General features: G+C 71.5%; 17 protein-coding genes. 9 read left to right on the top strand and 8 right to left on the bottom strand.

The features are described 5' to 3' along the window. Window positions 1-21: 21 nt before the first annotated feature. The 4 genes from ABZO29_RS10610 to ABZO29_RS10595 form a co-directional block, all read right to left on the bottom strand. Window positions 22-1512: a glycosyltransferase gene (locus ABZO29_RS10610; protein ID WP_367319898.1), complete on the bottom strand. Its 1491-nt coding sequence runs from the start codon at window positions 1510-1512 to the stop codon at window positions 22-24. After that, window positions 1509-2774 (bottom strand): nucleotide sugar dehydrogenase, encoded by a 1266-nt coding sequence (locus ABZO29_RS10605; protein WP_367319897.1) that lies wholly within the window; start codon window positions 2772-2774, stop codon window positions 1509-1511. The genes ABZO29_RS10610 and ABZO29_RS10605 overlap by 4 nt, the downstream gene beginning before the upstream one ends. A 334-nt stretch (window positions 2775-3108) precedes the next feature. Further along, window positions 3109-3921, bottom strand: a complete 813-nt coding sequence (locus ABZO29_RS10600) for a TetR family transcriptional regulator (RefSeq protein WP_367319896.1) — start codon at window positions 3919-3921, stop codon at window positions 3109-3111. Between the two features lie 136 nt (window positions 3922-4057). Continuing rightward, window positions 4058-5863: a 3-hydroxyacyl-CoA dehydrogenase family protein gene (locus tag ABZO29_RS10595; RefSeq protein WP_367319895.1), complete on the bottom strand. Its 1806-nt coding sequence runs from the start codon at window positions 5861-5863 to the stop codon at window positions 4058-4060. Window positions 5864-6257: 394 nt separating this feature from the next. On the opposite strand from ABZO29_RS10595, the gene ABZO29_RS10590 reads away from it, so the two are divergent. After that, the gene (locus tag ABZO29_RS10590) at window positions 6258-6833 is read left to right on the top strand and encodes an adenylosuccinate lyase (RefSeq protein ID WP_367319894.1); all 576 of its coding nucleotides are present in this window, start codon (window positions 6258-6260) and stop codon (window positions 6831-6833) included. Window positions 6834-6837: 4 nt separating this feature from the next. Here ABZO29_RS10590 and ABZO29_RS10585 read toward each other — a convergent pair whose 3' ends face one another. From ABZO29_RS10585 to ABZO29_RS10570, 4 genes are all read right to left on the bottom strand, one after another. Continuing rightward, entirely contained in the window at window positions 6838-7356 is a 519-nt protein-coding gene (locus tag ABZO29_RS10585; RefSeq protein WP_367319893.1) for an N-acetyltransferase family protein, read from the bottom strand. Beyond that, a complete protein-coding gene (locus tag ABZO29_RS10580) occupies window positions 7353-7781 on the bottom strand; it encodes a RidA family protein (RefSeq protein ID WP_367319892.1) in 429 nt (142 codons plus the stop codon). The genes ABZO29_RS10585 and ABZO29_RS10580 overlap by 4 nt, the downstream gene beginning before the upstream one ends. Window positions 7782-7863: 82 nt before the next feature. Beyond that, a complete protein-coding gene (locus ABZO29_RS10575; protein ID WP_367319891.1) occupies window positions 7864-9441 on the bottom strand; it encodes an alpha/beta hydrolase in 1578 nt (525 codons plus the stop codon). 136 nt (window positions 9442-9577) lie between these two features. After that, entirely contained in the window at window positions 9578-10621 is a 1044-nt protein-coding gene (locus ABZO29_RS10570) for an Rv2578c family radical SAM protein (RefSeq protein WP_367319890.1), read from the bottom strand. 130 nt (window positions 10622-10751) lie between these two features. Between ABZO29_RS10570 and ABZO29_RS10565 the strand changes: the two genes are divergently transcribed. The 8 genes from ABZO29_RS10565 to ABZO29_RS10530 all read left to right on the top strand — a co-directional run bounded on the left by ABZO29_RS10565 (window position 10752) and on the right by ABZO29_RS10530 (window position 20535). Further along, complete coding sequence (locus ABZO29_RS10565) at window positions 10752-11141, top strand: VOC family protein (RefSeq protein WP_367319889.1); 390 nt, start codon at window positions 10752-10754, stop codon at window positions 11139-11141. Window positions 11142-11224: 83 nt separating this feature from the next. Beyond that, window positions 11225-11668: an SRPBCC family protein gene (locus tag ABZO29_RS10560; RefSeq protein ID WP_367319888.1), complete on the top strand. Its 444-nt coding sequence runs from the start codon at window positions 11225-11227 to the stop codon at window positions 11666-11668. Between the two features lie 431 nt (window positions 11669-12099). Then, window positions 12100-14562 (top strand): SpoIIE family protein phosphatase, encoded by a 2463-nt coding sequence (locus tag ABZO29_RS10555; protein ID WP_367319887.1) that lies wholly within the window; start codon window positions 12100-12102, stop codon window positions 14560-14562. Between the two features lie 165 nt (window positions 14563-14727). Next, window positions 14728-15453, top strand: a complete 726-nt coding sequence (locus tag ABZO29_RS10550; protein ID WP_367319886.1) for a methyltransferase domain-containing protein — start codon at window positions 14728-14730, stop codon at window positions 15451-15453. Between the two features lie 62 nt (window positions 15454-15515). Continuing rightward, the gene (locus ABZO29_RS10545) at window positions 15516-16349 is read left to right on the top strand and encodes a M55 family metallopeptidase (protein ID WP_367319885.1); all 834 of its coding nucleotides are present in this window, start codon (window positions 15516-15518) and stop codon (window positions 16347-16349) included. Next, the gene (locus tag ABZO29_RS10540; RefSeq protein ID WP_367319884.1) at window positions 16342-17646 is read left to right on the top strand and encodes a M20/M25/M40 family metallo-hydrolase; all 1305 of its coding nucleotides are present in this window, start codon (window positions 16342-16344) and stop codon (window positions 17644-17646) included. The genes ABZO29_RS10545 and ABZO29_RS10540 overlap by 8 nt, the downstream gene beginning before the upstream one ends. 16 nt (window positions 17647-17662) lie before the next feature. Beyond that, the gene (locus ABZO29_RS10535) at window positions 17663-19615 is read left to right on the top strand and encodes a prolyl oligopeptidase family serine peptidase (protein ID WP_367319883.1); all 1953 of its coding nucleotides are present in this window, start codon (window positions 17663-17665) and stop codon (window positions 19613-19615) included. Further along, window positions 19612-20535 carry an LD-carboxypeptidase gene (locus ABZO29_RS10530; RefSeq protein WP_367319882.1) on the top strand — a complete coding sequence of 308 codons (924 nt, stop codon included), beginning with the start codon at window positions 19612-19614 and terminating at the stop codon, window positions 20533-20535. Before ABZO29_RS10535 ends, ABZO29_RS10530 begins: the two co-directional genes overlap by 4 nt. Window positions 20536-20565: the final 30 nt, after the last annotated feature.

Below are 20565 nucleotides of genomic sequence, written 5' to 3'. Positions count from 1 at the left end.
GGCCGGTGGCCTTGGCGGCCCTCATGACAACCTCCTCGACCACACGCCGCGCCGGATGGTCAGCAGCGAGTACGGCAGCAGCCAGGACAGGACCAGCGACGACAGCAGGCTCATCAGCGGCCGGTAGCGCCAGCGCGTGGAGCCGGGCTCGTCGATCTTGCAGGCCAGCCCCCACACGACGCCCTTGAGCGTGATGCCGGCCAGGTACAGCCCGGTCAGGAACCACAGCCCGTGGAACGGGGCCCACAGGAGGTGGCGTACGGCCATCAGCGGGGCGCACAGCACCCACAGGACGTGCCCGTAGAAGAGCACGGCCGGTCCCAGGCCGCGGCGCCACATGAACGTGCCGGTGAAGAAGAGATTCCTGATGAAACTCTTCTTCCAGCGCACCTGCTGCCGCATGAACGGTCGGAAACGGGCGGGAACGGTGGTGAGAACCTTTGCCGACTGTACATATCCGATCCGCCAGGGGAGTTCCGGGTAATCCTGTTCCGTGACGAAGGGGGAATGGGCGTACTGCTGTTTGAGTCCTTTCCCTTTCCATTTCTGACCGAGTACGTAACCGGTGAGCTGCCGGTCGGTCGCGAAACGGAATTCACCGCCCAGGAAACGGTCGCCCGCCCACGCCGGAAGGTAATTGAGAATGGCGTCGCGGCGGAACACCGCCAGCGGCCCGGAGACACAGCTGACCGAGCCGAAGGTGGCCTCCGCGGCCTTCGCCACCCGGAACTGCCCCTCGTACCAGACGTCCTGGGCCCGGGCGAGCACCGTCTCGTCGGCGTTGAGGGCGCGCGCGTGCCCGCTGACCGCTCCCAGTTCCCGGTGGCGCAGCAGTGCCGTGACGCACCGCCCCAGCGCGTCCGGGGCGAGCACGCAGTCGGAGTCGGTGAACGCGATGACGTCCCCGTCCGCCAGCTCGGCCGCCAGCACCAGCGCGTGCTTCTTTCCGACGTTCCGTTCCAGGTACAGCACCTGCACGGGCAGCTCGTTCTCCAGCCGCCGCAGCCGCTCCCGGGTGCCGTCGGTGGAGGCGTCGTCGACGACCACGATCTGCAGGTCGGGACAGTCGCTCGCCGCCATCGAACGCACGCACGCCTCGATGCCGTCCACCTCGTCCTTGACAGCGACCAGGAAGCTGACCCGCGGCCGCCGCGGCAGCTCGGGGAAGCGGTCCAGGCGGCCCGGGCGCCGGTGCAGGACACGGACCGACGGGTCGTCGTAGCGGCTGTAGGCGACGAACAGCATGGCGATCGTCACGGTCAGGACCAGGAACCCGTACCCGAGCAGCAGTGGAGCCTGTGTCAGGCGGGGCGCCTCCCGGGCCAGCACCAGCAGCAGCGGGAGCAGCACGATCACCACGACGAGGCGCCGCGCCGAGTGCCGTACTCCCGGATCCATCCGGTCCGCGAACCGCGCGAGGCGGCCGCGGCGGCGCGCACGCTGGTGCGGGACGATGACCGGCGGTGCTCCGGAGGGGGCGCGGGCGGCGGACCGCTCGGTATGGATGCTCATACGACCGCCCGCCGCTTGAAGTCGTGCAGCCGGTAGGTGGTGTCCAGGATCGGCACCTGGTCGCCGATCCAGGACAGGTCCTGCAGCGGCTGGACCGAGTGCACCAGGACCAGGTCCCAGTCCCGGTCGCCGGGCCGCTCCTCGGCGACCAGCCGCCGGCCCTGCAGCGACACCACGGGGACCAGCGGATCGGTGTACGCCACCTGCGCCCCCGCCTCGCTCAGCGCCGCCAGGATCTCCAGCGACGGCGACTCGCGCAGATCGGCGACACCCGGTTTGTAGGTCACGCCGACGACCAGGATCCGAGCCTCGCGCAGCGGCACCCCGGAGTCGGCGAGCACGTCGCGGGCGCGCTGCACCACCGCCTGCGGCCGGGTCGCGATGGCCGTCATCGCCGTGTCGATCAGGGGTGACGCCACCCGCCGGCCGCGCAGCTGCCACAGCAGGTAGTGCGGGTCGCACGGGATGCAGTGCCCGCCCACGCCGGGGCCGGGGAAGAACGGCATGAACCCGTACGGCTTGGTGGCCGCCGCCTCTATGACCTCCAGTGCCTCCAGGCCCAGCTCGCCGCAGATCGTCGCGAACTCGTTGGCCAGGGCGATGTTGACCGCGCGGAAGGTGTTCTCCAGGAGCTTGGTCATCTCGGCCGCCTCCGGAGAGTGCACCTCGTGCACCTCCGCGCCGGTGCGCCGCAGCACATCGGCGGCGCGCCGCGTGCACTCGGGGCTCACACCGCCGACCACGCGCGGGGTGGTGCGCTGTGTGTGCGCGGTGCTCCCCGGGTCGATGCGCTCGGGGGCGTACGCCACGCACACCTCCTCGGGAACGCGCAGGCCGCGCGCCGCCAGCGGTCGCAGCAGCAGGTCGCGCGTGGTGCCCACGTACGTCGTCGAGGTGAGCACGATGGTCTGCCCGGGAACCGCCTGCGCCACGGCCGTCGCGCAAGCGCCCTCCAGGGCGCGCAGATCCGGTACCAGGTGCTCGTCGACCGGCGTCGGTACGCAGATCAGGACGGCCTCGGTGGCGCGCAGCGCCTCCGGGTCGGTGGTGAGGACGAAGCGATCGGCGCCCGGGGCGTCCCCGGTGTGGGCGCGCAGCCGCTCGTGGTCGTCCGGGACCAGGTCGACGCGATGGGCGCGGATCGCGTCCAGCCGCTGCGGGTCGACGTCGACGCCTGTCACCCGCAGGCCCGATTCCAGCAGGGCGAGTGCGGTCGGCAGCCCGACATAACCGAGCCCGATGATGCCGACGGCATGCGGCATCGACTCATACGAAAAAGATGACAAAGGAGATCCCCCCAAGGACCGCGCGCAGGCGGCGCACAAGGAATTGCTTTCAGGCGCGGCCCTGGCCTCTACCCCCGTTCCCCCGAGGCCGTTCCGGGTAATCCGCGCCGTGAACATGGGCGTGTGGAACTCGCCCGGCGGAAAGCATGCCACGGTCTTGTTCGGTGCGGGGAGGGATTGATCCAGTTCGTACAACTGCGGTGTGTGCCATCGACGATTGTGCGGGCGCATGCGGACGGCGCAACGGTTTTTCGCACACAAAAGCGGGCTGGGGCGGCGTGAAACACGCCCCAGCCCGCCGTTGACAGAACTACGAACGCTCCTTGAGCGCCTGTTCAATGGTGCGCATGACCTCGTCGAGGGGCGCGTCGGTCCGGGCGACCGTCACCAGGACCTCCCCCTGCGCCGTCGCCGAGGCCGGCGCCGGCCTCGGCGCGCTGTCCCGCCCGGCCCCGATCCCGGTTCCGAACGTCTTCCGCACGATCGCGAAGGCGTGGTCCAGCTGGGCCTCCACGTCGCCCTGTCCGCCGGCCCGCAGCCAGCGCCGCAGGACGTGGTTGTGGGCGGTGACCACCGCGGACGCGGCGACCTCGGCCAGCAGCGGGTCGTCGTTGGCGTCGTCGTCGTGCGCGTGCTCGTCGAAGTGGCCGAGGAGGTAGCGGGTGAAGAGGCGCTCGTAGCGGGCCACCGACGCGATCTCCGCCTCGCGCAGGGTGGGCACCTCACGCGTGAGCTTGTAACGGGCGACCGAGATCTCCGGCCGGGCCGCGTACATCTTCATGACTTCCTTGATGCCGCGGCACACGGTGTCGAGCGGATGCTCGTGCGCGGGGGCCGCGTTGAGTACCGCCTCGGCACGGATCAGGGTGTCGTCGTGGTCGGGGAAGATCGCCTCTTCCTTGGAGCGGAAGTGACGGAAGAAGGTGCGGCGGGCCACTCCGGCCGCGGCCGCGATCTCGTCGACGGTGGTCGCCTCGTACCCCTTGGTCGCGAACAGCTCCATCGCGGCGGCCGCCAGTTCTCGGCGCATCCTGAGCCGCTGGGCGGCGGCGCGGCTGCCTGCGGCACTCTCCGGCGTGTCGGGCGTGGCTGGTGTACGTGAGGACTTGGCGGGCTGGGACATGACCCGAACGTACTGCATGTGCGCAGCTTGCTGCGCATGTCGGGGGTTTCCCCCGCCCTCGGTGGGCGGGGGTCCTCCGGCGGGGTCGAGCAGTCCGCCCCAGTCCGCTTCCGCTCTGAACCAGTCGCCGGCGCCGTCAGCGGCGGGCATATTCGCGGAAGCCGCGGCCCGTCTTGCGGCCGAGGCAGCCCGCGGCCACCAGGTGCTCCAGGAGCGGCGCCGGAGCCAGGCCCGGGTCGCGGAACTCGCGGTGCAGCACCTTCTCGATGGCGAGGGAGACGTCCAGACCGACCACGTCGAGCAGCTCGAACGGGCCCATCGGGTAGCCACCGCCCAGCCTCATCGCGGCGTCGATGTCGTCGAGGGAGGCGTAGTGCTCCTGCACCATCTTGATCGCGTTGTTGAGGTACGGGAACAGCAGGGCGTTGACGATGAATCCGGCACGGTCACCGCAGTCGACGGCGTGCTTCTTGATGTTCACGCAGACTTCGCGCACCGTCGCGTGGACGTCGTCGGCGGTCAGCACCGTGCGGACGACCTCGACCAGCTTCATGGCCGGCGCCGGGTTGAAGAAGTGCATGCCGATGACGTCCTGCGGGCGCGAGGTGGCGCGGGCGCAGGCGACGACGGGCAGCGAGGAGGTGGTGGTGGCCAGCACCGCGCCCGGCTTGCAGACCTTGTCCAGCGTCGCGAACAGCTGCTGCTTGATCTCCAGGTCCTCGGCGACGGCCTCCACGGCCAGGTCGACCTCGGCGAAGGCCTCGTAGGAACCGGCCGGGCTGATCCGGTCCAGGGTCTGCGCGGCGGCCTCGGCGGTCAGCCGGCCCTTGTCCACGGAGCGTGCGAGGGACTTGCCGATCCGGGCCTTCGCGGCCTGCGCCTTCTCCTCACTGCGGGCGGCCAGGACGACCTCGTACCCGGCCTTGGCGAAGACCTCGGCGATGCCGGAGGCCATGGTGCCGGAGCCGGCGACGCCGACCGAGCGGACGGGACGCCCGGCGGCCTCGGAGCCGCCCGCCGCGGGGGTCAGGGAGTCCGCCACGACCGTCGCGCTGCCGGGAGCGTCGTAGGTGTAGAAGCCGCGGCCCGACTTGCGGCCGGTCAGGCCCGCCTCGCTGAGCTGCTTGAGGATCGGCGCGGGGGCGTGCAGCCGGTCGCGGGTGGAGGCGTACATGGCCTCCAGGACCCTGCGGGCGGTGTCGATGCCGATGAGGTCGAGGAGTGCCAGCGGGCCCATGGGCAGACCGCAGCCGAGCCGCATCGCCGCGTCTATGTCCTCGCGGGAGGCGTACTTCGCCTCGTACATCGCGGCCGCCTGGTTGAGGTAGCCGAACAGCAGGCCGTCGGCGACGAATCCGGGGCGGTCGCCGACCGCGACGGGCTCCTTGCCGAGGTCGAGGGCGAGGTTGGTGACCGCGCTGACGGCCGTCGGCGCGGTCAGCACGGAGGAGACGACCTCGACCAGCCGCATCGCCGGGGCCGGGTTGAAGAAGTGCAGGCCGAGAACCCGCTCGGGGCGGGCCGAGTCGGCGGCGAGACGGGTCACGGAGAGGGCGTTGGTGCCGGTCGCCAGGATCGTCGCGGGGCGGACGATCCCGTCCAGCTCGCGGAAGATCTGCTGCTTGATCTCGTACGACTCCGGAGCGACCTCGACGACCAGGTCGGCGTCGGCCGCCGCCCGCAGGTCGGTGGCGGTGCGGAAACGGGCGAGGACGTCCGCGCGCTCCTGCTCGGTCAGCCGGCCGCGCTCAACTGCGCGGGCGGTCGAGGACTCCAGGGCGGCGACGGACTTCGCGGCCTGGGCCTCGCTGATGTCGATGCCGACGACCTCGCGGCCGGCCTTGGCCAGGACCTCGGCGATGCCGGTGCCCATGGTGCCGAGGCCGACGACGGCAATGGTCTTGAGCGGGGACAGTGGGGTGTCGGACAGGGGAGTGGCCATCGCGGGACTCCAGGAAATGAGGGTGACGACTGGGAATGCGCCCGCGTGCGCCGAAGGGGCCCGGCCGAAGCCGACACCATGGGCGCACCGGATGCGTGATGTTTGCGGGTGTTGCCGGGCTGCGAGCGCACACGCCCGGTGCCGTCACCGCGGACGTGCACACGCCCGGGGAACGGTGATGCCGACCGGCCCTGTCCCGTGGCCGCGTCGTACTGAGGTACGCGATGTACCGAACCGACTGCTCTCACGGCGGCTGCGTCACCAGGCCACCGCAAGAAGGGGTGCGAGTGGGTAACTCGCTCGTCTGAGCTTAACCGGTGGGTAACGAGCACGCCAGTCCCCGAGTTTGTGATGTAGGTCCCGCCCTCGGGGCGACGGCCCTAATCTCGGCTTCATGGACGAAGAGTTGCGATCACTCACGGAGCGTTTACGGCGGGAAGCGGGAGCTTCGGCGGTGTACGACCGGCTCGTGGCGACCGAGGACACGGACGAGCTGGCGGGTGTGCTCACCGCGGCCGGACAGCCCCTGTGGGCCAGGGAGCTGGCCGCCTTCCGTCTCGGTGTGGCCGGGGACCGCCGGGCCTTCGAATCGCTTGTCCTGCTGCTCAACCACCGCGACCCGCCCCGCTGCGCCTCCGCCGCCCACGCCCTCGCACGACTCGGCGATCCGCGCACCGCCCGCGCGGCCGCCGCCCTCGCCACCAACGAACTGCGCGTCGCCTATGCCCTGCACCCGGTCCGGCTGCTGGCCGAGCTGAACGCCCCGGAGTCCGTGCCCGCCCTGATCACCACCCTGGAGCGGCGGCTGCGGCCGCACGACCCGTACCGGCGGGTGGCGCTGGCGTGTGTGGAGGGACTCGGCGCCCTCGGGGACGCCCGCGCCAGGCCCGTACTGAACGACGCCCTCGCGCACCCGGCGCTCGCCGAGGCGGCGGTGCACGCGCTGGCGCGGATCCCCCCACAGCGGTGAGGGGTCAGGCCGAGAGCCCCTTCACATACCGCACTTCGGGCACCTCCACACCGTCCACCTCGAAGGGCTCCTCGGTGCCGTCGGCGTGAAACCCGGCCCGTTCGTAGAAGCGCCGGGCGCGGGCGTTCTCCTTGAGGACCCAGAGGAACACGCGCGCGTGCCCCGCGCACCGCCGTACGGACTCCGCGAGAAGAGCCCGGCCGACTCCGCTCCCGAAGCGGTCGGGAGTGACGTAGATCGCGTACAACTCGGCGTCCCCCGTGCGCACTTCGCCGTCCCGGTACGGGCCGTGGCAGGCCCAGCCGACCACCTCGCCGTCCTGCTCGGCGACCAGGTTCACCACACTGCCGTCCCCCTGCCCGAAGCGGGCACGGCGCCGCTCGGCGTCCTCGGTCGCGCTGAGCGCATCGAGGTACGACTGCGGCATGAGTCCCTCATAGGCGGTCTGCCAGCCGCGGATACGGATCTCGGAGACGCGATCGCAGTCGGCGAGCGTCATCTCACGCACCCGGAGGCCGGTCATTCGCCCACCGCCGCTGGGGGTACCCCCACGCCTTCGGGCAGTGGGGGAGCCTCGATCTCCATCAGGAACTCCGGGCGGACCAGCGCGGCCACCTGTACCGCCGAGGCGGCCGGGAGGCGGTCGTCGGGTATGTGTTCGGCGCGGGCCGCGCGGATCGCCGGCATGTACGCCATGTCCGTGACGAAGAAGGTCAGTTTGACGACGTCGTCGAAGCCTGCTCCGGCCGCGGCCAGGCAGCGGCGGAGGTTCTCGAAGACCTGGGGGGCCTGGGCCTGTGCGTCGCCCTCGCCGACCAGCCTGCGGTCTTCGTCGAGAGGGAGCTGGCCCGATATCGCCACGAAACGGCCCGTGCCCATGACGACGTGGGTGTACTGGGCGGCGGCGGCGACGCCGTCGGGGGCGGGAATCCTGGTCAGCTCACTCATGCGTCCATGGTGGACCATGGGTCCGACAACGCCCCCGACGGGCCGTCACTCAGCGGTCGTGCAGCCGTGGTTCAGCCGGTGCTCAGCCGCGGAAGCCCAGCAGGCCGTGCAGTGTCGAGCCGTGTGCCGTCCTCGTCGCCTCCTTCGTGGCCAGCGGCTCGGGGTCGGCCAGTGCAGGGCACACCGCGTCGACCGCGCGGCCGCTGCGCGGCACGGTGCCGTCGGTCAGGTACGCCGCCAGGTGGTTGTCCAGGCAGGCGTTCCCGCTCAGCGTGATGCCGTGGTTACCGCCGCCCTCCTCGACCACGAAGCTCGAGCCGCGCAGCAGGGCATGGACCATCGCACCGCCCTCGTACGGGGTGGCCGCGTCGTTCGTCGCCTGGAAGAGCAGGACCGGTGGCAGCTTGCCGTTGGCGACGTTCACCGGGCGCTGCGACCTGACCGGCCAGAAGGCGCACGGCGCGTTGTACCAGGCGTTGTTCCAGGTCATGAACGGCGCCTTGTCGTACACCGCCCAGTTGTCGTCGCGCCAGTCGTCCCAGTCGCGCGGCCAGGCGGCGTCACGGCACTGCACCGAGGTGTAGATGCTGTAGCCGTTGTCCCCGGAGGCGTCGATCGAGGCGAAGCTCTCGTACGCCTGCACCAGCGGCTCGGAGTTCTTGTCGTTGACGTACGCCGCGAACGCCTCGGCCAGGTACGGCCAGTAGCCGTTGTAGTAACCGCCGGGCAGGAAGGTGTCCTCCAATTCGGAGGCGCCCACCTTGCCGCCCGCCGGGTTCTCGGCCAGGGCCGCCCGCATCGCGTACCACTTGGCCTCGATCGCGGCGGGATCGGTACCGAGCTTGTAGGTCGCGTCGTACTTGGCGATCCAGGCCATCAGGGCACGGTGGCGGTCGTTGAAGGCGTAGTCCTGGGCGATGTTGTCGTCGTACCACACACCCGTGGGGTCGACGATGGAGTCCAGTACCAGCCGGCGCACCCGCTCCGGGAAGAGCTTGGCGTACACCGCGCCGAGATAGGTGCCGTACGAGTAGCCGAAGTAATTGATCTTGCGTGCGCCGAGGGCCTGGCGGATCGAGTCCATGTCCTGCACGGCGCTGATCGTGTTGATGTACGGCAGCAGCTTCGCGTACTTCTTGCCACAGGCGTCGGCGAAGGACTTCGCGCGGGTGAGGTTCGCCTGCTCGATCGCGGGTGTGCTCGGCACCGAGTCCGGGCGGACCGGGTTGAAGTAGCCCGGCGAGCAGTCGAGTGCGGGCTTGCTCGCGCCCACTCCGCGCGGGTCGAACCCGATGACGTCGTACTGGGCGGCCACCGCTTTGGGCAGTGCGGACGCGACGAACCCGGCGAGCGTGAGTCCGCTGCCGCCCGGGCCGCCGGGGTTGACCAGCAACGGGCCCTGGTAGTTCGCGGCGGTGTGCGGGACGCGGGACAGGGCGATCGTGATCGTCTGCCCGTACGGTTCGGCGTGGTCGAGCGGCACCGCGAGGGACGCGCACTGGAGCGTCGGATAGTCGGTGGTGCCGCAGTTCTTCCAGGTGAGCTTCGCGGCCTGAGCGGCTTGCGCGGTCTGCGGGGTACTCGCGTCGGCGGGTACGGCCGTGAACGTACCGGCCACGACGACGGCGGCACCGCACAGCACCGCTGCGCGTTTTCTCATGGAGTCCTCCCGGGACGGAGGGGTTTCGGACCGCGAGTCTCACGGTCCTCGCCGCATCGTCCCGGAAAGGACACTCGGAAGAACGCATTCTGCCAATACTTGACCCGATTGGGCCGCCGGATGCCCTCGAATGCTCTCAGATCAGCGTCAGTTGGGTCGCTTCGGGCATGGCGGAGTCTGGCGTGGGCTCGGGTTCCCTGATCCGCCGCGGCATCCCCGCCGGCGCGGGACCGATGCCGTACTCCCGTGCCAGTTCGTGGACCTGACGGGTGATCCGGCGCTGGTACCACTTCGGGGCGTAGGAGCCGTCCGCGTACAGCCGCTCGTACCGGCGCACCAGGTGCGGGTGGTGCTGTCCGAGCCAGGTCATGAACCACTCGCGTGCGCCGGGGCGCAGATGCAGCACGAGCGGGGTGACGGACGTGGCCCCGGAGGCCGCGATCGCCCGTACGGTGGCCCGCAGTTGGGCCGGATGGTCACTCAGGAACGGGATCACCGGCGCCATCAGGACGCCGCAGTCGATGCCGTGCTCGGCGAGGGTGCGTACGACGTCCAGGCGGCGCTCGGGGGCGGGAGTGCCCGGCTCGACCGTTCGCCACAGTTCCGCGTCGGTGAAGCCGACCGAGACCGAGATGCCCACGTCCGTCACCTCCGAGGCCTGCTTCAGCAGCTCGAGGTCGCGCAGGATCAGCGTGCCCTTGGTCAGGATCGAGAAGGGGTTCGCACGGTCGCGCAGGGCGGTGATGATGCCCGGCATCAGGCGGTAGCGGCCCTCGGCGCGCTGGTAGCAGTCGACGTTGGTGCCCATCGCGATGTGCTCGCCCTGCCAGCGGTGCGAGGCGAGCTGGTGGCGCAGCAGCTCCGGCGCGTTCACCTTGACCACGATCTGGGAGTCGAAGCCGAGGCCCGTGTCGAGGTCCAGGTAGCTGTGCGTCCTGCGGGCGAAGCAGTACACGCACGCGTGCGTGCAGCCGCGATAGGGATTGACCGTCCACTGGAAGGACATGCGCGAGACCGCCGGGACCCGGTTGATGATCGACCGGGCCCGTATCTCGTGGAAGGTGATCCCGGCGAACTCCGGCGTGTCGAAGGTGCGGGTGGTGACCGCGTCCGCGCCGAACAGCGCGGCGTCCGCCCTGCTGTGGCCGCCGGACTCCACGGTGAGGTTCTCCCAGCGCATGACGCCTCCTCGGTAGCACTGCACCGAGAATAGAACACATGTTCCCTTGATCGTGCGCGGAGTGCGTCAGACTTTTGACGGGCCGGGCTGTCGAACACTGCGATCAGCCACTTGACCAGGAGGTTCTGACATGACCAGTAAGTTCACCGAGCTTGCGATCGACTGTGCCGATCCCGGCGGTCTCGCCCGGTTCTGGTGCTCGGTCCTTGGCTACGAGGTGCAGGACGAGGACGACGGAATCGTCACCATCGGCTCCCCCGTGGTGCCTGAGGGCAGGAACCGCCTCGGTCCGGTGCCGCCGACGTTGACGTTCGCGCGCGTGCCCGAGGGCAAGTCCGTCAAGAACAGGCTCCACATCGACGTCAACCCGACCGACAGGGAGCAGGACGAAGAGGTCCGTCGCCTGCTCGACCTGGGTGCCCGACACGCCGACGTCGGCCAAACCGGCGACGAGAGCTGGGTAACGCTCGCCGACCCGGAGGGGAACGAGTTCTGCGTCCTCGCGGACCGCCGCCCCTGATCGCAGTCCCCGATTTGGGTACCCGGGGACCGGGGTGGTTGGCTTGCCCCCACCCCGAGAACACAGGTCCCTGGAGGAACTCAATGGCGCAGGTCGAGGCCACTACCGAGCGGGTCGTCGCGGCGGACCCGGAGAAGGTGTTCGACACCCTCGCCGACTACAGCGGTGCGCGCGCGAACCTGCTGCCCGAGCAGTTCAGCGAGTACGAGGTGCGCGAGGGCGGCGACGGCGAGGGCACCCTCGTCCACTGGAAGCTCCAGGCCACCAGCAAGCGCGTCCGCGACTGCCTCCTGGAAGTCAGCGAGCCCACCGAGGGCGAGCTCGTCGAGAAGGACCGCAACTCCTCGATGGTCACCACCTGGCGCGTCACCCCGGCGGGCGAGGGCAGGTCCCGGGTCGTCGTGACCACCACCTGGAAGGGCGCCGGCGGTATCGGCGGCTTCTTCGAGAGGACCTTCGCGCCCAAGGGCCTCGGCCGGATCTACGACGCGATCCTCGCCCGGCTCGCCACCGAGGTCGAGAAGTAGGTTCCCGGTTCTGTCGTAACTCGTCGCGCTTGTCGGCAGTTGTCGCTCTACGCGGGAATTGTGCGGCAGGTGCGACGAGGGGAGCGGCAGGTGGGCGGGACCACGCTGGTGCAGGACGAGCCGACGGCGACGCTCCCGGAGGCCGCGACGGAACGTGCCGGCTCGTCGACCTCTCCTGCGGCGAGTACACCGTCATCGCCGCCGGTTATCCGCCGGTGGCCACCGTGCTCCAGGTGGCGGGCGGCGGCAGCACGGAACGCGATCTCCAACTGGGTCACGAGGACTGATTCCGGCCGCGGGGGCGCGCACACGCGCGCCGGAGCGTCCGACTGAAACCAATTCCAGAATTGCCGCACATCGCGTCGTGCCGCAGCCGTACGGTTGTGGGGCGGGCAGATCTTGCGGAGTTCTGGGGAGAGAGGGCCTGGGCCATGGACCGTGGCAGCGAGAGGGACACACCTCCGGGCCGCGGAGCCGGGCCCGGCGAGGCGGCCGGGCAGGCCGCGGCCGGCCGCATCCCGCTGGCCGTGGTCGTGGTCGACCGCGACGGCCTCGTCTCCCACTGGAGCAGGGGCGCACGGCGGCTCTTCGGCGTCCCCAAGGAGGAGGCCGTCGGGCGGTGCGCCCTCGACCTGCTCCCCGTCTCCGGCGCGCTCCCCGAGGACGAGTACACCACCCCGTACGGGGCGTACGCGGCGTACGACGGTCTCGGACCCGGCCTCGAGTCCTCCCTGGACGGCAGGCTGTCCTACCCGGCGGCGGGCCGCGCCCGGATCACCGCGGCCGGCAGCGACCGGGTCGACGTCCTGTGGTGGGCCTACCCCCTGGTGGGGCCGGGCCCGGAGCGGTTACTCGTGCTCGCGGCGGACGCGGGCGGGCTGCGCGAGGACGGCCCCGAAGAGGACGCGGCCGTCGAGCGGATCGCCCCCGGCTTCGCGCTGCACACCGACTTCCCCGGCGCGCAGGAGCTCGCCCGCCGGCTTCCCGAGATCCTGCCCAGCATGAGCGTGGGGGAAAGCGCCCGCATCGTGGCGCAGATCCTCGAACTGGGCTATCCCGTCCTGGAGTTCAGCCAGAACGACCGGGTGCCCGTCACCCCCGACTGGGGCGTGGCCCGGCGCACCGAGCGCAAGGCGCGCCGCGAGCGGGCCGGCCGGGCCGCCGCCGAGGGCCTGCCCGTCCCCGAGGAACTCGCCGACGAGGGCGAGGACCTCGAGTACGTCGCCGTCCGTGAGCGGCTGGAGTTCCTCAACGAGGTCAGCGGGAAGATCGGCACCTCGCTCGACCTGGCGCGGACCATCATCGAGGTCAGCAAGGCCGTGGTACCCCGGTTCACCGATGTGGCCGGCACCTATCTGCGCGAACAGGTCGTCGCCGGCGAGGGCTTCCCCGACGGCGTGCCCGACACGACCACCATGTGGCACCGGGTCGCGGTCGAGCACACCGACGAGCCCGGCCGCTGGGACGACGTCGTGCCGGTCGGCGAGGCCATGCCGTTCCCGGCGCACACGCCGTTCTTCCAGTGCATGACCACCGGCGAGCCCGTCCTCGTGCCGCGCATCAGCGAGCAGATGGGGCACGCCATCGCCTCGCAGTTCGAGAAGCGCGACATCCGGCCCCTCATCACGGGGCGCTCCATGCTGGTCGTGCCGCTGAAGGCACGCACCGTCGTCCTCGGCTTCATGATCCTGCTGCGCCATCCCGAGCGCGCCGAGTTCAACGACATGGACCGGGTCACCGGCGCCGAACTCGCCGCCCGGGCGGGCCTCGTGCTCGACAACGCGCGCATGTACACCTACCAGGAGAGCGTCGCCGAGACCCTCCAGGACAGCATGCTGCCGCACATCCCGCCGCGCATGGCGGGCTGCGACATCGCCACCCGCTATCTGCCCGGCACGCTGCTGGGCCGCGTCGGCGGGGACTGGTTCGACTCCGTGAAGCTGCCCGGCGCCCGCACCGCCCTCGTCGTGGGCGACGTCATGGGGCACGGCCTCAACTCGGCCGCGATGATGGGACAGTTGCGGACCGCCGTCCAGACCATGGCCGCCCTCGACCTGCCGCCCGCGCAGCTCCTGCGCAACCTCGACGACCTCGCCCAGCGCCTCGGCGACACCTACCTCGCGACCTGTCTGTACGCCGTGTACGACCCCATCGCGGGCGAACTGCACATCGCCAACGCCGGGCACATCCCGCCCGTCCTGGTCCGCGCCGACGACGGCCGCAGCGAGCTCCTGGAGCTGCCCACGGGAGCGCCCATCGGCGTCGGTGGCGTGCCCTTCGAGGCGGTACGCGTGCGCGTCGAGCCCGGCGACCGGCTCGTGATGTGCACGGACGGGCTGGTCGAGGTGCGCGGTGAGGACATCGGCGTGGGCCTGGCGACCCTGTGCGAGTCCGCCGCCCACCCGGCCGCGTCGATGGACGACGCCTGCGACACCATCATCCGAGCCCTCAACACACGTGGTGGCCGCAAGGACGACGTGGCCCTGCTGATGGCGCGCCTCAACGGCATAGAACCCGACGACGTGGCCGAATGGCGGTTCTCCCTCGGCCCGGCCGGGGTCGGCCGGGCCCGGGCGGCGGTCCGCGAACAGCTCTACGACTGGGGTCTGGCCAGGCTCGCCGACAGTGCCGAGCTGATGGTGAGCGAACTCGTCACCAATGCCGTACGGCACTCCCACAGCCGACCCGTCGAACTGCGTCTGGTGCGCGGCGACACCCTGCTGTGCGAGGTGGACGACGACGACCACGACCTGCCGACGCTGCTGAGCGCCGGCCCCACCGACGAGTTCGGGCGCGGACTGCGCGTGGTGAGCACGCTGGCCCGCGAGTGGGGGACCAGCCGCACCGGCGCGGGCAAGACCGTCTGGTTCGAACTGACGCTGCCGCGCCGCTGAACGGCTCTCGCGCACCGTGGGGCACACGGGTCGCACGCCAGGCGTGCGCATCTCGAACGGGGAGTGAAGGAACGCGCACCGCGCTTGTAGCGGCACCCGGGGAGCGATAAACCGTACGGGCCCGTCACTTACGACGGTTCGACGTCGCACCCTGGGGAGTTGGGCATGAGCGTGACGAGTCGGTACCGGGAGGCCTGGGAGGGCTTCTGGCGTGAGGCGTCCGGTGAACCGGGAGCGGTGTTCTGGGATGCGGAGCCGGCGCTGACCGTCGGCGTCCACCTCCCCCTCTTCGAGCCCCATCTGGCGGACGGCGGGCTGGTGTTGGTGGACCTGGGCTGCGGCAACGGCACCCAGACCCGCTACCTCGCCGACCGCTTCCCGCATGTCGTGGGCGCCGATCTGGCCGCCGCTGCCCTCGACCACGCCCGGCACGCCGACCCCGCGGCGCAGGCGACATACCGGCTGCTGGACGCGGCGGAGAAGGCCGAGGCCCAGACCCTGCACGCCGAACTCGGCGACGCCAACGTCTACATGCGGGGCGTGCTGCACCAGTGCGAGCCCGACGACCGGCAGCCGCTGGTCGACGGGCTCGCCACCCTCGTCGGCGAACGGGGCCGGGCGTTCCTCGTCGAACTGTCCGAGGCCGCCCGCCCCGTCCTCCTGGGGCTGGCCCAGAGCCCGTCCGGGCCTCCGCCCAAGCTCGCGCCGATCTTCCGGCACGGCATAGCCCCCGGTGACGTGGCCGACGACGCGGTGCCCCGGTACCTGCGCGCAGCCGGGCTCACCGTCCTCGCGAGTGGTGAACTGCCGCTGATCACGACGGAGTACGCGGCGGACGGCACGCGGATCCAGCTGCCCTCGAAGTGGGTGGTGGCAGGCCGTACCGCGTGACGCACCGGATCGGGCGTGAGCTTCGTGGCAGGTTCCCCCGACGGCGCGTAACGTGGCGGTCCATGAAGATCCTCATCAGCGCCGACATGGAGGGCGCCACCGGCGTGACCTGGCCGGCCGACGTCCTGCCGGGAACACCGCAGTGGGAGCGGTGCCGTTCGATGTTCACGTCCGATGTGAACGCCGCCGTGCTCGGGTTCTTCGAGGGCGGCGCCGACGAGGTCCTCATCAACGAAGCGCACTGGAGCATGCGCAATCTGCTGCTGGAGAGGCTGGACGACCGGGCGCAGATGCTCACCGGCCGGCACAAGTCCCTGTCCATGGTGGAGGGTGTGCAGAACGGCGACGTCGACGGCGTCGCGTTCGTCGGCTATCACGCGGGCGCCGGCATGGAGGGCGTCCTCGCCCACACCTATCTCGCCAACTCCATCACCGGGGTGTGGCTGAACGACGTCCGCGCGAGCGAGGGGCTGCTGAACGCCCGTGTCGTCGCCGAGTACGGCGTGCCGGTCGTTCTCGTGACCGGCGACGACATCGCCTGCGAGGACGCGCTCGGATACGCGCCCGAGGCGCTGAAGGTCGCGGTCAAGGACCACGTGTCGCGGTACGCGGCCGTGTGCCGTACGCCGGCCCGCACCGCCGGCGACATCCGGGCGGCGGCCAAGGAGGCGGCCGCGCTGGCGGTGCGGCACGAACCGGTGGCCGCGGGCCCGTTCACCATCGCTCTGGAGTTCGACGCCGAACATCTGGCGATGGCCGCCACGGTGGTGCCAGGTGTGGCGCGGATCGGGGAGCGGAAGGTGGCGTACACCAGCGAGCGCATGTACGACGGAATCCGGACGTTCAAGGCGGTCACCACGATCGTCTCGGCCGCGGTGGAGGAGCAGTATGGCTGACCGGCAGGCGATGGACGAGGTCGTGCGGTTCACGTCCGACCTCATCCGGATCGACACGACGAACAGGGGCGGCGGGGACTGCCAGGAGCGGCCCGCCGCCGAGTACGCCGCCGAACAGCTGGCCGGCATCGGCCTCGAGCCCACGCTTCTCGAACGCACCAGAGGACGCACCAACGTCGTCGCGCGCATCGAGGGCACCGAACCCTCGGCGGACGCGCTGCTCGTCCACGGTCATCTGGACGTGGTGCCCGCCGAGGCCCGGGACTGGAGCGTCCATCCCTTCTCCGGGGAGATCCGTGACGGAGTCGTGTGGGGCCGGGGCGCCGTCGACATGAAGAACATGGACGCGATGATCCTCGCGGTCGTACGGGCCTGGGCGCGGCAGGGCATCCGGCCGCGGCGCGACCTGGTCATCGCGTTCACCGCGGACGAGGAGGCCAGCGCCGAGGACGGCTCGGGATTCCTCGCCGACGAGCACGTGGCCCTGTTCGAGGGCTGCACCGAGGGCATCAGCGAGTCCGGGGCGTTCACCTTCCACGACGGCGAGGGGCGTCAGATCTACCCCATCGCCGCGGGTGAGCGCGGCACGGGGTGGCTCAGGCTCACCGCCCGAGGGCGGGCCGGACACGGCTCCAAGGTCAACCGGGAGAACGCGGTGACCCGCCTCGCCGCTGCCGTCGCACGGATCGGCGCCCACGAGTGGCCGCTCCGGCTCACCCCGACCGTGCGCGCCGCGCTCACCGAACTCGCCGCCCTGTACGGCATCGACCCCGACTTCGACGACGTGGACGGCCTGCTGGAGAAGCTCGGCCCGGCGGCCAGGCTGGTGGAGGCGACCGTACGCAACAGCGCCAACCCGACGATGCTGGAGGCCGGTTACAAGCTCAACGTGATCCCGGGCGAGGCCGTCGCCCATGTCGACGGGCGGTATCTGCCCGGCGGCGAGGACGAGTTCCGTACGACCCTCGACCTGCTCACCGGGCCCGACGTGGACTGGGAGTACGCCCACCGCGAGGTCGCCCTCCAGGCGCCGGTGGACTCGCCGACGTACGCGAGGATGCGGGCCGCGGTCGAGGAGTTCGCTCCGGAGGGACACGTCGTGCCGTACTGCATGTCGGGCGGTACGGACGCCAAGCAGTTCTCGCGCCTCGGCATCACCGGCTACGGGTTCGCGCCGCTGAGGCTGCCGGAGGGCTTCGACTACCAGGCCCTCTTCCACGGCGTCGAGGAGCGCGTCCCGGTCGAGGCGCTGCACTTCGGCGTCCGCGTCCTGGACCGTTTCCTGCGGACGGCCTAGGCGGGTGGGGGAGACGGTGCAGCGCTTGCCGTACGGGTCGTGGCCCTCGCCGATCGACGCGGAACTCGCCGCCGCGCACGACGGGCACCCCGAGTACGTCGGTTTCGTCGGCGACGAGGCGTGGTGGACCGAGCCGCGGCCCGGCGAGGGCGGGCGGCGCACGCTCGTACGGCGGCGCGCGGACGGCGGCGAGGAGTCGGTGCTGCCCGCGCCGTGGAACGTGCGCAGCCGGGTCATCGAGTACGGCGGGCAGCCCTGGGCCGGGGTCGCGCGGCACACCGGGCCGCTCGTGGTGTTCGTGAACTTCGCCGACCAGCGGCTGTACCGGTACGAGCCCGGGAGCGAACCCCGGCCCCTCACTCCGGTCTCGCCGGTGGGCGGCGGGCTGCGCTGGGCGGATCCGCAGGTGCGCCTCGAGCACGGCGAAGTGTGGTGCGTACTGGAGGAGTTCACCGGCGACGGGCCGACCGATGTGCGACGGGCGCTCGCCGCCGTGCCGCTGGACGGCTCGGCAGCGCAGGAGCGGGACGCCGTACGCGAACTCACGGACGACCGGCACCGGTTCGTCACCGGGCCGCGCCTCTCGCCCGACGGGCGGCGCGTCGCCTGGCTCGCCTGGGACCATCCGCGGATGCCGTGGGACGGCACGGAGCTGATCGTCGCGGACGTCGGGCCTGACGGCACCTTCGACGACCCGCGCACCGTCGCGGGCGGCCCCGACGAGTCGATCGCCCAGGCCGACTGGGCCGCCGACGGCTCCCTGCTGTACGCGAGCGACCGCACCGGCTGGTGGAACCTCTACCGGGACCATGCGCCGGTCTGCCCCCGCGAGGAGGAGTTCGGCGGGCCGCTGTGGAAGATCGGGCACCGCTGGTTCGCCCCGCTGGACAGCGGCCTCGTCGCCGTCGTGCACGGCCGTGGGGCCACCGCGCTCGGTGTACTGGACCCGGAGACCGGCGAGGTCGTCGACGCGGCCGGCCCCTGGACCGAGTTCGCGCCCACGCTCGCCGTGCACGGCGAACGGGTGGTCGCCGTCGGAGCGAGCCCGCGCAGCGCGTACGAGGTCGTCGAGCTGGACACCCGCACGGGACGCGCGCGAGTGATCGGCGCCGAGCACGACGACGCCGTGGACCCGGCGTACTGCCCCGAGCCGCAGATCCGCACCTTCACCGGCCCGGACGGACGCGACATCCACGCGCACATCTACCCTCCGCACAATCCCGGCTGCGTGGCCCCCGGCGGCGAGCTGCCGCCGTACGTCGTCTGGGCGCACGGCGGACCCACCGGGCACGCCCCGCTCGTCCTCGACCTGGCGATCGCCTACTTCACCTCCCGCGGCATCGGGGTCGCCGAGGTCAACTACGGCGGCTCCACCGGGTACGGCCGGGAGTACCGGGACCGGCTGCGCGAGCAGTGGGGTGTGGTCGACGTGGAGGACTGCGCGGCGGTGGCGCTGGCCCTCGCCGACGAGGGCACCGCCGACCGCCACCGGCTGGCGATCCGCGGCGGCAGCGCCGGCGGCTGGACCGCGGCCGCCTCCCTCGCCACGACCGACGTCTACGCCTGCGGCACGATCATCTACCCCGTCCTCGACCTGGCCGGCTGGGGCGCGGGCGAGACCCACGACTTCGAATCGCAGTACCTGGAGACGCTGGTAGGGCCGCTCGCCGAGGTGCCCGGGCGGTACGCGCAACGCTCGCCCGTCGAGCACGCCGATCGCATCACCGTGCCCTTTCTGCTGCTGCAGGGCCTGGACGACGTGATCTGCCCGCCCGCCCAGTGCGAGCGGTTCCTGGCGCGCATGGCAGGGCGGCAGGTGCCGCACGCGTACCTCGCCTTCGAGGGGGAGGGACACGGGTTCCGGAAGGCGGAGACCATGACCCGGGCCCTGGAGTCCGAGCTGTCTCTGTACGCTCAGGTGTTCGGGCTCCACCCGCCCGGAATCCCGACGCTGGAGCTGGTCAGGTGAAGGAACTCGTACGGCCGTCCCGGCTCGCGCCCGGCGCGCGCGTGGCGGTCGTCGCCCCCAGCGGGCCCGTGCCCGAGGAGCGGTTGCAGGCCGGGCTCGACGTGCTGCGCGGGTGGGACCTCGACCCGGTGGTGGCACCGCACGTGCTGGAGCGGCACGGCCGCTTCGACTATCTGGCGGGCACGGACGCCGACCGGGCCGCCGATCTGCAGAGTGCATGGTGCGACCCGTCGGTGGACGCGGTGCTGTGCGCCCGCGGCGGGTACGGGGTGCAGCGGATCACCGACCTGCTGGACTGGGAGGCCATGCGGGCGGCCGGGCCGAAGGTGTTCGTCGGCTTCAGCGACATCACCGCGCTGCACGAGGCGTTCGCCGCCCGGCTCGGCCTGGTCACCCTGCACGGGCCGATGGCGGCGGGCGTCGACTTCATCAAGAACGCCCGGGCCCAGGACCACCTGAAGGCCACGCTCTTCGCACCGGAGACGGTCCGCACGATCGCCTCCGGCGGCACGGCCCTGGTCCCGGGGCGGGCGCGGGGCGTGCTCCTCGGCGGGTGCCTGTGCCTGCTCGCCGCGGAGCTGGGCACCCCGCACGCCCGCACCTCGGCGCGCGGCGGGCTGCTGTGCCTGGAGGACGTGGGGGAGGAGACGTACCGCCTCGACCGGTACCTCACCCAACTCCTGCGCGCCGGCTGGCTCGACGGGGTGCACGGGGTGCTGCTCGGCTCGTGGGACCGGTGCGGCCCCTACGACCGGGTGCGGGCCCTGCTGGCCGACCGGCTCGACGGGCACGGTGTCCCGGTCGTCGAGGAGTTCGGCTTCGGGCACTGCGAGGGGGCGAAGACCATCCCCTTCGGGGTGAGTGCCGAACTGGACGCGGACACGGCCACGCTGACGCTCGCGGAACCCGCGCTCCGCTGAACGGCCGGGTCACCCGGAGGGTGCCTTCAC

Origin of the sequence: Streptomyces sp. HUAS ZL42, from assembly GCF_040782645.1 — a bacterium.
In the GTDB taxonomy this organism is placed as follows: Bacteria; Actinomycetota; Actinomycetes; order Streptomycetales; family Streptomycetaceae; genus Streptomyces.
The sequence above is the reverse complement of the archived record's forward strand: the minus strand, read 5'-3'. Positions and strand labels throughout refer to the sequence as shown.

Coding starts and splice junctions, on each gene's coding strand:
- ABZO29_RS10550 (WP_367319886.1), top strand. CDS start 14,728: ATGAGCGTGACGAGTCGGTACCGGGAGGCCTGGGAGGGCTTCTGGCGT.
- ABZO29_RS10545 (WP_367319885.1), top strand. CDS start 15,516: ATGAAGATCCTCATCAGCGCCGACATGGAGGGCGCCACCGGCGTGACC.
- ABZO29_RS10580 (WP_367319892.1), bottom strand. CDS start 7,781: ATGAGTGAGCTGACCAGGATTCCCGCCCCCGACGGCGTCGCCGCCGCC.
- ABZO29_RS10560 (WP_367319888.1), top strand. CDS start 11,225: ATGGCGCAGGTCGAGGCCACTACCGAGCGGGTCGTCGCGGCGGACCCG.
- ABZO29_RS10570 (WP_367319890.1), bottom strand. CDS start 10,621: ATGCGCTGGGAGAACCTCACCGTGGAGTCCGGCGGCCACAGCAGGGCG.
- ABZO29_RS10600 (WP_367319896.1), bottom strand. CDS start 3,921: ATGTCCCAGCCCGCCAAGTCCTCACGTACACCAGCCACGCCCGACACG.
- ABZO29_RS10565 (WP_367319889.1), top strand. CDS start 10,752: ATGACCAGTAAGTTCACCGAGCTTGCGATCGACTGTGCCGATCCCGGC.
- ABZO29_RS10585 (WP_367319893.1), bottom strand. CDS start 7,356: ATGACCGGCCTCCGGGTGCGTGAGATGACGCTCGCCGACTGCGATCGC.
- ABZO29_RS10590 (WP_367319894.1), top strand. CDS start 6,258: ATGGACGAAGAGTTGCGATCACTCACGGAGCGTTTACGGCGGGAAGCG.
- ABZO29_RS10610 (WP_367319898.1), bottom strand. CDS start 1,512: ATGAGCATCCATACCGAGCGGTCCGCCGCCCGCGCCCCCTCCGGAGCA.
- ABZO29_RS10555 (WP_367319887.1), top strand. CDS start 12,100: ATGGACCGTGGCAGCGAGAGGGACACACCTCCGGGCCGCGGAGCCGGG.
- ABZO29_RS10540 (WP_367319884.1), top strand. CDS start 16,342: ATGGCTGACCGGCAGGCGATGGACGAGGTCGTGCGGTTCACGTCCGAC.
- ABZO29_RS10595 (WP_367319895.1), bottom strand. CDS start 5,863: ATGGCCACTCCCCTGTCCGACACCCCACTGTCCCCGCTCAAGACCATT.
- ABZO29_RS10605 (WP_367319897.1), bottom strand. CDS start 2,774: ATGCCGCATGCCGTCGGCATCATCGGGCTCGGTTATGTCGGGCTGCCG.
- ABZO29_RS10575 (WP_367319891.1), bottom strand. CDS start 9,441: ATGAGAAAACGCGCAGCGGTGCTGTGCGGTGCCGCCGTCGTCGTGGCC.